This is a genomic window from Alkalilimnicola sp. S0819 (assembly GCF_009295635.1).
Taxonomy (GTDB): domain Bacteria; phylum Pseudomonadota; class Gammaproteobacteria; order Nitrococcales; family WHIW01; genus S0819.
Genome location: NZ_WHIW01000001.1, coordinates 334,846 through 348,843 on the forward strand (window position 1 = coordinate 334,846; position 13,998 = coordinate 348,843).

12 protein-coding genes and 1 tRNA gene are annotated in these 13,998 nt (G+C 63.8%); all 13 read left to right on the forward strand.

The window, feature by feature from the left end; translation table 11 throughout:
* Positions 1-4: 4 nt before the first annotated feature.
* The 13 genes from nuoH to truB all read left to right on the forward strand — a co-directional run bounded on the left by nuoH (position 5) and on the right by truB (position 13,914).
* The gene (gene nuoH / locus GBG68_RS01675; RefSeq protein WP_152144423.1) at positions 5-1,003 is read left to right on the forward strand and encodes an NADH-quinone oxidoreductase subunit NuoH; all 999 of its coding nucleotides are present in this window, start codon (positions 5-7) and stop codon (positions 1,001-1,003) included.
* A 13-nt stretch (positions 1,004-1,016) separates the two neighbouring features.
* Complete coding sequence (nuoI, locus tag GBG68_RS01680; RefSeq protein WP_152144425.1) at positions 1,017-1,505, forward strand: NADH-quinone oxidoreductase subunit NuoI; 489 nt, start codon at positions 1,017-1,019, stop codon at positions 1,503-1,505.
* 23 nt (positions 1,506-1,528) lie between these two features.
* Positions 1,529-2,134 carry an NADH-quinone oxidoreductase subunit J gene (locus tag GBG68_RS01685; protein ID WP_152144427.1) on the forward strand — a complete coding sequence of 202 codons (606 nt, stop codon included), beginning with the start codon at positions 1,529-1,531 and terminating at the stop codon, positions 2,132-2,134.
* A gap of 12 nt (positions 2,135-2,146) precedes the next feature.
* Positions 2,147-2,452: an NADH-quinone oxidoreductase subunit NuoK gene (nuoK, locus tag GBG68_RS01690; protein WP_152144429.1), complete on the forward strand. Its 306-nt coding sequence runs from the start codon at positions 2,147-2,149 to the stop codon at positions 2,450-2,452.
* A gap of 10 nt (positions 2,453-2,462) precedes the next feature.
* A complete protein-coding gene (gene nuoL / locus GBG68_RS01695; protein WP_152144432.1) occupies positions 2,463-4,466 on the forward strand; it encodes an NADH-quinone oxidoreductase subunit L in 2,004 nt (667 codons plus the stop codon).
* A gap of 57 nt (positions 4,467-4,523) precedes the next feature.
* Positions 4,524-6,038, forward strand: coding sequence for an NADH-quinone oxidoreductase subunit M (locus tag GBG68_RS01700; RefSeq protein WP_152144433.1), 1,515 nt, complete (start codon positions 4,524-4,526; stop codon positions 6,036-6,038).
* A 30-nt stretch (positions 6,039-6,068) separates the two neighbouring features.
* Positions 6,069-7,508 carry an NADH-quinone oxidoreductase subunit NuoN gene (gene nuoN / locus GBG68_RS01705; RefSeq protein WP_152144435.1) on the forward strand — a complete coding sequence of 480 codons (1,440 nt, stop codon included), beginning with the start codon at positions 6,069-6,071 and terminating at the stop codon, positions 7,506-7,508.
* Between the two features lie 210 nt (positions 7,509-7,718).
* Positions 7,719-7,795: transfer RNA gene (locus GBG68_RS01710), tRNA-Met, on the forward strand.
* Between the two features lie 115 nt (positions 7,796-7,910).
* Entirely contained in the window at positions 7,911-8,366 is a 456-nt protein-coding gene (gene rimP / locus GBG68_RS01715) for a ribosome maturation factor RimP (RefSeq protein ID WP_152144437.1), read from the forward strand.
* Between the two features lie 39 nt (positions 8,367-8,405).
* Positions 8,406-9,902, forward strand: coding sequence for a transcription termination factor NusA (gene nusA, locus GBG68_RS01720; protein ID WP_152144440.1), 1,497 nt, complete (start codon positions 8,406-8,408; stop codon positions 9,900-9,902).
* Positions 9,903-9,981: 79 nt separating this feature from the next.
* Complete coding sequence (infB, locus tag GBG68_RS01725; RefSeq protein WP_152144442.1) at positions 9,982-12,582, forward strand: translation initiation factor IF-2; 2,601 nt, start codon at positions 9,982-9,984, stop codon at positions 12,580-12,582.
* A gap of 30 nt (positions 12,583-12,612) precedes the next feature.
* Positions 12,613-12,996, forward strand: a complete 384-nt coding sequence (rbfA, locus tag GBG68_RS01730) for a 30S ribosome-binding factor RbfA (RefSeq protein ID WP_152144444.1) — start codon at positions 12,613-12,615, stop codon at positions 12,994-12,996.
* A 6-nt stretch (positions 12,997-13,002) separates the two neighbouring features.
* Complete coding sequence (truB, locus tag GBG68_RS01735; protein WP_152144446.1) at positions 13,003-13,914, forward strand: tRNA pseudouridine(55) synthase TruB; 912 nt, start codon at positions 13,003-13,005, stop codon at positions 13,912-13,914.
* The last annotated feature ends 84 nt before the right edge of the window (positions 13,915-13,998 follow it).

Genomic DNA, 13,998 nt, shown 5'->3' on the forward strand with positions numbered 1-13,998 from the left:
GGCAATGCAAGAACAATTGATGGAACTGTTCTGGATCCTGATGCGCATCGTTGCGCTGGTCATGCCTCTGTTCATCGCAGTGGCGTACATGACCTACTGGGAACGCAAGATCATCGGCTGGATCCAGGACCGCAAGGGGCCTAACCGGGTTGGCCCCTTCGGGCTGTTGCAGCCCTTTGCCGACGCGGCGAAGCTGATCTTCAAGGAGATCCTGATCCCGGCCCAGGCGAGCAAGGTGCTCTACATCGTCGCCCCCCTGTTGGCGATTACGCCGGCGTTGGCGGCCTGGGCGGTGATTCCGTTCTCGGATACGCTGGTGATCGCCGATATCAACGCCGGCCTGCTCTACGTGCTGGCCATGACGGGCATGGGCGTCTACGGCATCATCCTCGCGGGCTGGGCCTCCAACTCCAAGTACGCGCTGCTGGGTGCGATGCGCTCCGGTGCGCAGGTGGTGTCCTACGAGATCGCCATGGGCTTTGCCCTGGTGGGCGTGCTCATGGCCGCGCGTTCGTTGAATCTGGGGGAAATCGTCAACGCCCAGGAAGGCCACTTCTTCCAGTGGTTCTGGCTGCCCCTGCTGCCCTTGTTTATCGTCTACTGGATCTCCGGCGTGGCCGAGACCAACCGGGCGCCCTTCGACGTGACCGAGGGTGAATCGGAGATCGTCGGCGGTTACCAGGTGGAATACTCGGGCATGGCATTCGCCATTTTCTTCCTCGCCGAGTACGCCAATATGCTGCTGATCGCGGCACTGGCGACGGTAATGTTCTTCGGTGGTTGGTACTCGCCCTTCCACGGCATCCCCGTGATCGGTGCGCCGGGCATTCACTGGTTCCTGGTCAAGGTCGCCTTCTTCGCCTTCTGTTATTTCTGGTTCCGTGGCACCTTCCCGCGGTTCCGTTATGACCAGATCATGACCCTGGGCTGGAAAGTCCTGATTCCCGTCACCGTGGTGTGGCTGGTGGTCGAATCCGGTTTCATTCTGCTCGGCTGGCTCTGACCGGGAGGTATTGATGCGAGCGGTCAAGGATTTCCTCAACAGCTTTCTGCTGATTGAGCTGCTGCAGGGCCTGGCGCTGACGGGCAGGCACCTGTTTCGCCGGAAGTACACCATTGAGTACCCGGACGAAAAGGCGCCGCAGTCGCCCCGCTTCCGTGGCTTGCACGCGCTGCGTCGCTATCCCAATGGGGAAGAGCGCTGCATTGCCTGCAAGTTGTGCGAGGCGGTGTGTCCGGCACTGGCGATCACCATCGAGTCCGAGCCGCGGGAGGACGGTCAGCGGCGCACCACCCGCTACGATGTCGATCTGTTCAAGTGCATCTACTGCGGGTTCTGTGAAGAGTCCTGCCCGGTTGATTCCATCGTTCTGAGCCGTACCTACGAGTACCACATGGAGCGTCGCGGCGAGCACATCATCGACAAGGATGAGCTGCTGTCCCTGGGCGATAAGTACGAGCCGCAGCTGGCGGCTGATCGCGCCGCGGATGCTCCTTACCGTTAAGCACAGCAAAGGCGTAACGATCCATGCAACTGGTCCTGTTCTATATCTTCGCCGCCGTGCTGCTTTTTGCCGCGGTCATGGTGATCAGCTCCCGGAACCCGGTACATTCCGCGATGTTCCTGGTTCTGGCCTTCTTCAACAGCGCGGCTTTGTGGTTGCTGGCCGAGGCCGAATTCCTCGGGGTCGCCCTGGTGTTGGTCTACGTGGGCGCGGTGATGGTGCTGTTCCTGTTCGTGGTGATGATGCTGGACATCAACGCCGTGGTGCTGCGCGAGGGCTTCGCGCGCTACCTGCCCGTGGGTCTGGCGGTCGCCGTGGTCATGGTGCTGGAGATGGTGCTGGTGGTGGGCGCGGATCAGATCGATGCTCTGGTACGTGACGTGCCGCCCGTGGCCGAGCCGGCGGTGAACAACATCGCCGCCATCGGCGGCGTGCTCTATACCGAGTATTTGTATCCGTTCGAAATCGCGGCGGTGGTGCTGCTGGTGGCGATTATCGCCGCCACCATGCTCACTCATCGCCGACGCGCCGACAGCAAGAAGCAGAACGCCGGCAAGCAGGTCCGCACCCGCAAGGCCGACCGGCTGCGCATCGTCAAGATGCCCGCGGCGGGCGGGAACAAGGAATAAGGGAGCGCAGGCATGATCGAACTATCTCATTACCTGGTGCTCGGGGCGCTATTGTTCAGTGTCGGCGTAGCGGGGATCTTCCTGAACCGCAAGAATGCCATCCTGTTGCTGATGTGCCTGGAGCTGATCCTGCTGGCGGCGAACACGAACTTCATCGCCTTCTCCCACTTCCTGGGGGACATATCCGGTCAGGTGTTCGTCTTCTTCGTGCTCACGGTGGCGGCGGCCGAAGCGGCCATAGGCCTGGCTATTCTGGTGGTGCTGTTCCGCAACCGGGGCACCATCAACGTGGGCGATCTGGACAGCATGAAGGGCTGAGTAGAGCGGCATGGAAAATATCTATCTCACTATCGTGCTCGCGCCGCTGCTGGGCGCCATCATCGCCGGGCTGTTCGGCGGGCGTATCGGTCGCGCCGGTGCCCACTGGGTAACCATTTTGGGCGTGGGTCTGGCCTGCGCGCTGTCCTTTTACGTGCTCTATCAGCACGTCTGGGGCGGGGCGGCGGTATACAACGGCAGCATCTACACTTGGATGGTGATGGAAGGGCTGCGGCTGGAGGTGGGCTTCCTGGTGGACCGGCTCACCGCCATGATGATGGTCGTGGTCACCTTCGTCAGCCTCATGGTGCATGTCTATACCATCGGCTACATGGCCCACGACGAAGAAAACTGGCCCGCCGGCAGCCGCGCCGGCACCAACAGCTACCAGCGCTTTTTCAGCTATATCGCGCTGTTCACCTTCTCCATGCTGATGCTGGTGATGGCGAACAACTTCATGCAGCTGTTCTTCGGCTGGGAAGCCGTGGGCCTGGTGTCGTACCTGTTGATCGGCTTCTGGTTGAACCGCGAATCCGCCGTGTTCGCCAACCTCAAGGCTTTCCTGGTCAACCGGATCGGTGACTTCGGTTTTCTGCTCGGCATCGCCGCAGTGCTGATGTACTACGGCAGCCTGGATTACCAGCAGGTGTTCAGCGCCGCCCAGGCCAACCCGAACCTGACCATGGAGATCTGGGACGGTGCCGTGTGGCAGGTGGCCACCGTGGCCTGCATCCTGCTGTTCATCGGCGCGATGGGTAAATCCGCCCAGGCCCCGCTGCACGTCTGGCTGCCCGATTCCATGGAAGGCCCGACGCCGATCTCCGCGCTGATCCACGCCGCGACCATGGTCACTGCCGGCATCTTCATGGTGGCGCGCATGTCGCCGCTCTATGAACTGTCCGAGACCGCGCTGTCCTTCGTGCTGATCATCGGGGCGAGCACGGCCTTCTTCCTGGGCTTGATCGGCATCGTTCAGAACGACATCAAGAAGGTGGTGGCGTACTCCACGCTCTCGCAGCTGGGTTACATGGTCACCGCGCTGGGTGTCTCGGCCTACGCCGCCGGCGTCTTCCATCTGATGACACACGCCTTCTTCAAGGCGCTGTTGTTCCTGGGCGCGGGCTCGGTGATCATCGCCATGCACCACAAACAGGACATGCGGGAGATGGGCGGGCTGCGCAAATACATGCCCCTCACTCACCTCACGGTGCTGATCGGCACCCTGGCGCTGGTGGGCACGCCCTTCTTCTCCGGCTTCTTCTCCAAGGACGCCATTATCGAGGCGGTGGGGCATTCCGAACGCTTCGGTGCCGACTACGCCTACTGGATGGTGTTGCTTGGCGTGTTCGTGACCTCCTTGTACAGCTTCCGGCTGTATTTCATGACCTTCTGGGGCAAGGAGCGCATGGATGAGCACACCCGCTCGCACCTGCAGGAATCGCCCAAGGTGGTCACTGTTCCGCTGATTCTGCTGGCGATTCCCTCGGTTCTCGTGGGCTTCTTCGCCGCAGGCGCCATGCTGTTCGGGGATTTCTTCCAAGGTGTGATCTTCGTGCAAGGGGCCAACGACGTGCTCGCGGAGATCGGCAAGCATTGGCATGGCGCCGCCGCCTTCGCCGTGCACGGTTTCGTGACCCCGGCCTTCTGGCTGGCACTGGCCGGCGCGGTGGCCGCCTGGGTCGCATACCTGAAGCGCCCCGATCTGCCGCGGCAGATCCATCTGAAGCTGCGCCTGGTCTATAACGTGCTCGACGCCAAATACGGTTTCGACAAGCTCTACATCGGCGGTTTCGCCGGCGGCGGGCGGGCCATCGGCCGGTTTTTCTGGCGGGTTCTGGACCAGGGCCTGATCGACGGCCTGCTGGTCAACGGCAGCGCTCGTACCGTGGGACGGTTCGCGGCGGTGATCCGCCGACTGCAGACCGGTTATCTGTATCACTACGCCTTCGCGATGATCATCGGCTTGCTGCTGTTGCTGACCGGCCTGATCGGCCGGCATCAGGGCTGGCTGTAGGCGTGCGCGCCTGCTTCGCGGGGATCTCGGTTCGCTTTTTGGGGTAAGGACGTGGGGATGTTTGAAGCTTGGCCCTTGCTGAGCCTGCTGGTGTGGATACCCATTGTGGGCGGGTTGATCCTGCTCGCCGTGGGCAACAAAGCACCGGGAGGGGTACGTTGGCTGGCACTGGCGGTGGCGCTGGTGACCTTCCTGCTGAGTCTACCGTTGTGGACCGGTTTCGCGCCGGGCACCGCGGAGATGCAGTTCGTGGAGCGCGCGTCGTGGATCGCGGCCTTCGACATCCACTACCACCTGGGGGTGGACGGCATCGCCATGCCGCTGATCATCCTCACCACCTTCTCCATGGTGCTGGTGGTGATCGCGGGCTGGACCGTGATCAAGGACAGGCAGTACCAGTACCTGGCCGCCTTCCTGATCATGGAAGGGATCATGGTCGGGGTGTTCGCCGCGCTGGACGCCATCCTGTTCTACGTGTTCTGGGAAGCCATGCTGGTGCCGATGTTCCTGATCATCGGTGTCTGGGGCGGGCCGAACCGGATTTACGCCACGCTGAAGTTCTTCCTCTATACCTTCCTCGGCTCGGTACTGATGCTGGTGGCGCTGGTCTATCTGCGCTACCAGGCGGACAGCTTCGGCATTCTGGATTTCCACGGCCTGGGGCTACCGCTGGATGCGCAGATCCTGGTGTTCCTGGCGTTCCTCGCCGCCTTCGCGGTGAAAGTACCCATGTGGCCGGTGCATACCTGGTTGCCGGATGCCCACGTGGAAGCGCCCACCGGCGGTTCCGTGATCCTGGCCGCGATCATGCTGAAGATCGGCGGCTACGGCTTCCTGCGCTTCTCGCTGCCCATCGCCCCCGAGGCGAGCATGGAACTGGACTGGTTGCTGATCCTGCTCTCGCTGGTGGCGGTGGTCTATGTGGGCCTGGTGGCCATGGTTCAGCACGATATGAAGAAGCTCATCGCCTATTCCTCGGTGGCGCACATGGGTTTCGTCACTCTGGGCTTCTTCCTGATCTTCCAGATCATTGCCAACAGCGGCTCCACCGAGGGTGCGCTGCTGGCACTGGAAGGCGGCGCGGTACAGATGATCTCTCACGGTTTCGTCTCGGCCGCCATGTTCCTGTGCGTGGGCGTGTTGTATGACCGCCTGCATTCCCGCGAGATCAGCGCCTACGGGGGCGTGGCACATCGCATGCCGATCTTCGCCGGCTTCTTCGTGCTCTTCGCGATGGCCAACTCCGGCCTGCCCGGCACATCGGGTTTCGTGGGCGAGTTCATGGTGGTGCTCGCCGCCTTCCAGGCCGATTTCTGGTACGCCTTCCTGGCGGGTACCGCCTTGTTGCTGGGGCCGGCCTACAGCTTGTGGATGATCAAGCGGGTGATGTACGGGCCGGTGGGCAACGAGGAAGTGGCGAAACTGGAAGACGTCAACGGGCGCGAGTTCCTGGTGCTGGGCATTCTGGCCGTGGCCGTGCTGGCGCTGGGCCTGTGGCCCGCGCCGCTGGTCGAGGTGATGGAACCGTCGCTTGCCAACCTGCTCGAGCAGGTCACCGCCGGGCGGCCCTGAGGCCGCGGATATTCTGACTGAGGGGCTAGTATGAACTTCGAGATGCCGGATTTCGGACTCGCACTGCCGGAGATCTGGTTGCTGTGCGCGGCCTGCGTGATCCTGGTGGTGGATCTGTTCTCCGCCAGCCGCACCCGCGCGGCCACCTTTTATCTCACCCAGCTGAGTCTGGCTGTAGCTGCGTGGCTGGCCTGGAACAGCCAGTGGCTGGCCGAACCGGGCATGAGCTTCAGTGGGCATTACATGGCCGACAGGCTCGGGGTCATGCTTAAGCTGGGCATCTACGGGCTCTCGGCACTGGCGTTCGCCTACGCCCGCAACTACCTGCTGGTGCGTAACCTGCTCAAGGGCGAGTTTTTCCTGTTGGGCCTGTTCGGTGTGTTGGGCATGTCCATCATGGCCTCGGCCCACAGCCTGCTCACCCTCTACATGGGCCTGGAGCTGCTGGCGCTGTGCCAGTACGCCCTGGTGGTCATCGATCGGGAGTCCCGAGGCGCCTCGGAAGCGGCCATGAAGTATTTCGTGCTCGGCGCCTTGGCATCCGGGATGCTGCTCTACGGCATGTCCATGATCTACGGCGTCAGCGGCAGTCTGTATCTGGCGGACGTGGCGGCCGCGGCCGGCGGTGCCGATGAGAGTATGCTTTTCGCTTTCGGCCTGGTGTTCCTGGTAGTGGGAGTGGCCTTCAAGTTCGGTGCCGTGCCGTTTCATATGTGGGTGCCCGATGTTTACCAGGGCGCGCCTACGCCGGTCACCCTGTACCTGGGCACCGCGCCCAAGGTGGCGGCGGTGGCGTTGTTCCTGCGCTTGATTGGTGACGGGCTGGGCCCGCTGATGGAACAGTGGCAGACCATGCTGATCATCCTCGCGGTGCTGTCGCTGGCGGTGGGTAATCTCTTCGCGCTGGTGCAGGACAACCTCAAGCGCATGTTGGCCTATTCCACGGTCTCCCATGTGGGCTTCGTGCTGCTGGGCCTGATCGCCGGCACCGAGGAAGGCTACGCCGCGGCACTTTTCTACGCGCTCACCTACGGCATCACCGCCGCCGGCGCCTTCGGCATGATTGTTCTGCTTTCACGCAGGGGGTTCGAAGCCGAGCTGATGAGCGACTTCAAGGGTCTGGCGCGGCGCAACGGCTACCTGGGCATCGTGCTGCTGTTGCTGATGTTCTCCATGACCGGTGTGCCCGGTACCGTGGGCTTCTACGCCAAGCTGCTGGTGGTGAAGTCCGTGGTGGACGTGAACATGATCTGGCTGGCGGTTTTCGCGGTTATTTTCGCGGTGGTAGGTGCTTTCTACTATCTGCGCTTGCTGAAGATGGCCTTCTTCGATGAGCCCGAAGACGAACAGGCCATCGAGGCCAGCGCCGGGCAGCAGATCGTGATGGCCGGCAACGGCTTCGCGGTGCTGGCCCTGGGCATCTTCCCCGGCGGCCTGATGGCCCTGTGCCTGGCGGCGCTGGGTCTGTAATTCGGCGGGTCTGGTTGCCGCAAAGGCGCGGAGTACGCAGCGGGGAAGAGAGGATTGCCTTTCTCTGCGACCCTCTGTGTACTCCGCGCCTTTGCGGTTAATCCCCCCGGAACCATTTGCCCCCACCAGAGTCAGACAGTACGCGGCTGGCGATTGTGGCGGATGGCCTTGCATAGCACGGGGGGCATCCGTACAATGCGCCACAGCAGTTGCGGGGTGGAGCAGTCTGGCAGCTCGTCGGGCTCATAACCCGAAGGTCGCAGGTTCAAATCCTGCCCCCGCTACCACACATCCCTGAAAAGGCCGCTAGCGGCCTTTTTTTGTAGCCGCAAGGCGCTACAGGGTTGAACGTATGGGATGGGCCGCTTGGCCCATTTTTTGTTTCTGGAGACGGTACGGTCGATGGCAGCCAGACAGGAAACGCTGACGGCGCTGATAGAGCCGGTGGTGGAGGGGCTGGGCTACGAGCTGGTGGGGCTGGAGTACCTGCCCAACCCGAAGAACGGCCTGTTGCGCCTCTATATCGATGCCCCGGAGGGCATCACCCTGGAGGATTGCACCAGGGTCAGCCACCAGGTGAGTGGCGTTCTGGATGTGGAAGACCCGATACCGGGTAACTACCACCTGGAAGTGTCTTCGCCGGGGCTGGATCGGCCGATCTTCAAGGCGGCGGATTACGAGCGTTTCGTTGGTGAGCAGGTGCGTATCCGCATCCAGGGCATCCTGGAGGGTCGGCGCAAGTTCGCCGGCGTGCTGCGAGGCCTGGAGGACGAGCACGTGCTGGTCGAGGAAGATGAAGGGCTGGTGCGAGTGCCTCTGGGGCGCATAGACAAGGCGAATTTGAAGTTGGAGGCCTGAGGGTTAAGCGCCCCGGGGCTCAGGTGGAGTAACGCGAGCATGAGCAAAGAGATACTGCTGGTTGTTGAGGCCATCTCCAACGAGAAGGGCGTGGACAAGGAAGTGATCTTCGAGGCGGTGGAGGCGGCCCTGGCGTCGGCGACGCGCAAGCGCCACGCCCAGGAGATCGACGCCCGGGTGACGGTGGACCGCAAGACCGGGGAGTCATCCACTTTCCGCCGTTGGCTGGTGGTGGAGGATCCGGCCGAGATCGAGGAGCCGGCCCGGGAGATCAGCCTGGAAGAGGCGCGCCAGCAGAATGCTGCGCTGCAGGCCGGCGACTACCTGGAAGAGCCCATGGATTCCGTGGAGTTCGGCCGGATCGCCGCCCAGGCGGCCAAGCAAGTCATTGTGCAGAAGGTGCGCGAGGCGGAGCGGGCCAAGGTGGCCGATGCGTTTCGTGAGCGGGTCGGTGAGCTGGTCACGGGCATCGTCAAGCGCGTCGAGCGCGGCAATGTGACTCTGGATCTGGGTAACAACGCCGAGGCGTTCATCGGCCGTGAGGAAATGATTCCCCGCGAAGCGGTGCGTGCGGGTGACCGGCTGCGCGGCTATCTGCGCGAGGTCAACGAGGAGCCGCGCGGCCCGCAGCTGTTTGTCAGCCGCACCGCGCCGGAGTTCCTGGTGGAACTTTTCAAGCTGGAAGTGCCCGAAGTGGGGCAGGAGCTGATCGAAATTCTGGGTGCCGCCCGTGATCCCGGTCAGCGCGCCAAGATCGCCGTGCTCTCCCACGATCACCGCATTGACCCGGTGGGGGCCTGCGTGGGCATGCGTGGCTCCCGGGTGCAGGCCGTCTCCAATGAGTTGGCCGGCGAGCGTATCGATATCATTCTCTGGGACGATAACCCGGCTCAGTTCGTCATCAACGCCATGGCGCCCGCCGAGGTGGAATCCATAGTGGTGGATGAGGACCGGGGCAGCATGGATTTGGCCGTTGCCGAGGATGAGCTCTCCCAGGCGATCGGTCGGGGCGGACAAAATGTGCGCTTGGCCAGTCAGCTCACCGGCTGGGAGCTGAACGTGATGACCGCCGAGGAGGCGGAAGCCAAGCAGCGGGAAGAGGCGGGCCAGATTCAACAAATGTTCATCGACAAGCTGTCGGTGGACGAGGAAGTGGCCGGGATCCTGGTGCAGGAAGGCTTCTCCAGTATGGAGGAGATCGCCTATGTGCCGGAATCCGAACTGCTGGAGATCGAGGAGTTCGACGAGGACGTCGTGCAGGAACTGCGGGCGCGGGCGCGGGATGTGCTGGCGGCGGAGGCGGAAGCCAACGGCGAGAGGGCGGGCGGTGAGCCCGCCGAAGACCTTCTCAACATGGAAGGCATGGATGAGCCCACCGCGCGGGCGCTGGCTGCCCGGGGCGTACAGACCATGGAAGATCTGGCCGAACAGGCGGTGGACGAGCTCATGGACGTGGATGGTATGGATGAAGAACGGGCTGCGGCCTTGATCATGAAGGCGCGCGAACCCTGGTTCACGGACCAGGACAACGCCTGACGCCGCAGACGACGGCGCGTCGGCAACAGGGCCGGCGCATGTAACGAGTCTGCAGGGCTGGCCCGGGGAGTAGGTAAATATGGCGCAAGTGACAGTACGTGAATTCGCATTGACGGTGGATATGCCGGTGGAGCGGATGGTGGCCCAGTTGGAAGCGGCAGGGGTTGCCGCGCGGGAACCGGACGCCGCGGTATCCGACCAGGACAAGCTCAAGCTGCTGGAGCACCTGCGCCGCCAGAATCCGGAAGCCGCAGCGGCCGCCGAGGACGATGCCGCGCCGCGCCAGGTGACTCTCAAGCGCAAGAGCCACAGCCAGCTCAAGTTGCCCGCCGGTGGCGCCGCGGCTCGCGGGCCGCGCCAGACCCGCACCGTGAACGTGGAAGTGCGCAAGCGTCGCACTTACGTCAAGCGCAGCGCGCTGGAAGCGGAAGCCGAGCAGCAGGACCTGGAGCGCCTGCGCCGCACCCTGCAGGCGGAAGCCGCCGAGCTGGAACAGCGTGTCGCCGATGCGCAGGCCGCCCAGCGCAAGGCCGAGGAAGAGGCTGCTCAACGCAAGGCCGAGGAAGACCAGGCGCGCCGTGCCGCTGAGCAGGCTGCGGCGGAGCAGGCCGCCGAGCCCCAGCCGACTGCGCAGGCGGCGCCGGAAGCCGCCGCGGAGCGGACCCCGGCGGCGACCGAGCCCGCCGCGCCTTCCCCGGAAGACAAGCGTGAGAGTCAGCGGGAAGCGCAGGAGGCCCGCCGAGAGCGGGAAGCCGAGAAGCGTGTGGAACGCAAGGCGGCGAAGCCCAAGAAGGGTCGTCAGGAGATCAAGGTGGCCGCCGGCAAGGGCGGGCGACGGGGCAAGCGGCCCGTGCGTGCCGCTGGTGGCGAAGCGGCCCGGCAACTGCAACACGGCTTCGAGAGGCCCACCGCGCCGGTGGTGCGCGAGGTGGAGATTCCCGAGAACATTACCGTGGGTGACCTGGCCCAGCGGATGAGCGTCAAGGCGGCGGTGCTGATCAAGGAAATGTTCAAGCAGGGCGTGATGGCCACCATCAACCAGACCATTGATCAGGACACCGCGGCCATTCTGGTCGAGGAGATGGGCCACAAGCCGAAGCTGGTGCAGGCCGAGGAGCAGGTGCTGGAGGCCGAGCTGATGGGCGGTGGCGAGACCCAGGAAGGCGAGCGCGTGTCACGGGCCCCGGTGGTCACCATCATGGGCCACGTGGACCACGGCAAGACCTCGCTGCTGGATTACATCCGCCGCACCAAGGTGGCCGCGGGCGAGGCCGGTGGTATCACCCAGCATATCGGTGCCTATCATGTGACCACCGAGCGGGGCATGATTACTTTCCTGGATACCCCGGGGCATGAGGCGTTTACCGCCATGCGTGCCCGTGGCGCGCAGATGACCGACGTGGTGGTGCTGGTAGTGGCCGCCGATGACGGTGTCATGCCGCAGACCGAAGAGGCGGTCAAGCATGCCCGGGCGGCTGGCGTCCCCTTGGTGATCGCGGTCAACAAGGTCGACAAGCCCGATTCCAACCCGGACAACGTCAAGCAGGAACTGGCCCAGCACGACGTGATCCCCGAGGACTGGGGTGGCGATGTGCAGTTCATCCACGTCTCGGCCAAGACCGGTCAGGGGGTGGACGACCTGCTGGAGAGCATCCTGCTGCAGTCCGAACTCCTGGAGCTCACCGCCGTGAAGGACTGCCCGGCCACTGGCGTGGTGCTGGAGTCCAGCCTGGACAAGGGGCGCGGCCCCGTGGCCACGGTGCTGGTGCAGAATGGCGTGCTCAAGACCGGCGATGTGATTATTTCCGGCAAGGAGTTCGGCCGGGTGCGCGCCTTGATTGACGAGAACGGTCAGCGGGTCAAGGAAGCCGGGCCCTCCATTCCGGTGGTGGTGCTGGGCCTGTCGGGCCTGCCCAATGCCGGTGACGAGATGGCGGCGGTCGCCGACGAGAAGAAGGCCCGCGAAGTGGCGGGCATGCGCCAGGATCGCCACCGGGATACCCGTCTGGCCGCCCAGAAGGCGGCCAAGATGGACGAGCTGTTCAACCACATGCAGGACGGCGAGACCACCACCGTCAATCTCTTGGTCAAGGCGGACGTGCAGGGCAGTGCCGAGGCGCTGGCTCAGACGCTGACCAACCTCTCCAACGAGAAGGTGAAGGTGAAGGTGGTCTCCCAGGGTGTGGGCGGCATCAATGAAACCGACGTCAACCTGGCCATGGCCTCCAATGCCATTCTGATCGGTTTCAACGTGCGTGCCGACAACTCCGCGCGTCGTATGGTTCAGGAAAACGGCGTGGACCTGCATTACTACAGCATCATCTACGATGCGATCGAGGAGCTGAAGCGTGCCATCAGCGGCATGCTGGCCCCCGAGGTGCGCGAGGAGATCATCGGGCTGGCCGAGGTGCGGGACGTGTTCCGCTCCTCCAAGCTGGGCGCTGTGGCCGGTTGTCTGGTCACCGAGGGCGTGGTCAAGCGCCACAGCCCGATCCGCGTGTTGCGCGACAACGTGGTGATCTACGAGGGCGAGCTGGAATCACTTCGTCGCTTCAAGGACGACGTCAAGGAAGTTCAGTCCGGTACCGAGTGTGGTATTGGCGTCAAGAACTACAACGACGTCCGCCCTGGCGATCAGATCGAATGTTACGAGCGCGTCGAGGTCAAACAGGAACTGTAAGGCCCGCGCGACCCGGAGGTTTAAGCGTCTATGCCCAGGGATTATCCCCGTACCCGTCGTGTGGCGGATCAGATCCAGCGTGAGCTGGCGGGCCTGATCCGTGATCAGGTCCGTGACCCGCGCGTCGGCTCCATCACGGTTTCCGAGGTGGAAGTAGCCCGGGATTTCGCCCATGCCAAGGTCTACGTGACCCAGCTGGGGGCGGACGCGGAGCGCTCCCGGGAAGCGGTGGAGGGGCTTAACCGCGCCGCCGGCTTTCTGCGTCGGGAACTGGGGCGCGGTCTGCGGCTGCGCAACGTGCCGGCGCTGAAGTTCTTCTACGACCCGGCTTTCGAGAGGGGCGCGCATCTATCCGCGCTGATCGACCATGCGGTGACAGACACGCCGCCCGCCGACGACAGCGAACAGGACTGATACCCCATGGCGAGCAAGAAGCGCCGGTCGGTGACCGGCATACTGCTATTGGACAAGCCGGCGGGGCTCAGTTCCAACAAGGTTCTGCAGCGGGTCAAGTGGCTCTATCAGGCGCGCAAGGCCGGTCACACCGGCAGCCTGGATCCCCTGGCCACCGGCCTGCTGCCCCTGTGTTTCGGTGATGCCACCAAGGTGTCCGGCTTCCTGCTGGATGCCGACAAGCGCTATGTGGTCCGTGCCCGTGCCGGTATGACCACCAATACGGCGGATGCCGAGGGTGAGATTCTGCGTACCCGCGAGGTGGGGGATCTCACCGCCGAGCGTATCGAGGCGGAACTGGCTGACTTTCGCGGTGCCATCCAGCAGGTGCCGCCCATGTATTCCGCGCTCAAGCATCAGGGGCAGCGGCTTTACAAGCTTGCCCGCGAGGGCAAGGAAGTGGAGCGTGCCCCCCGGGATGTGACCATTCATGAGCTTCGCCTGCTGGGCGTGGAGCGTGAGCACTTTGAGCTGGAGGTGCATTGCTCGAAGGGGACCTACGTGCGCAGCCTGGTCGAAGACCTCGGTGAGGCGCTTGGCTGTGGCGCCCACGTGGAGGCGCTGCGTCGCACGGCGCTGGGGCCGTTCGCCCGCCCCGCCATGGTCAGCCTGGCCCAGGTGGAGGCCGCCGCCGAGCAGGGCGAAGAGGCGCTTGATGCGCTGCTGATCCCCATGGAACAGGCCCTGGTACAGTGGCCGGAAGTGCGCCTGAGCAACGAAGTGGCCCATTATCTGCTGCAGGGGCAGCCGGTCTGGGTGCCCCAGGCGCCAGCGGGTGGCTGGGTGCGCCTGTTCGCCGAGGGGGAGCGCTTTCTCGGCATGGGGCATATGCTCAGCGACGGCCGGGTAGCGCCGAAGCGACTGCTCGCCCAGGCGTGAGCCGGGCAGCGCCGTTGTGCTTGTTCAGTCAAAGTCTTACAGGGATTTGAGCGAATCATCTCCCTTGTTACCCCGAAGGGGCGC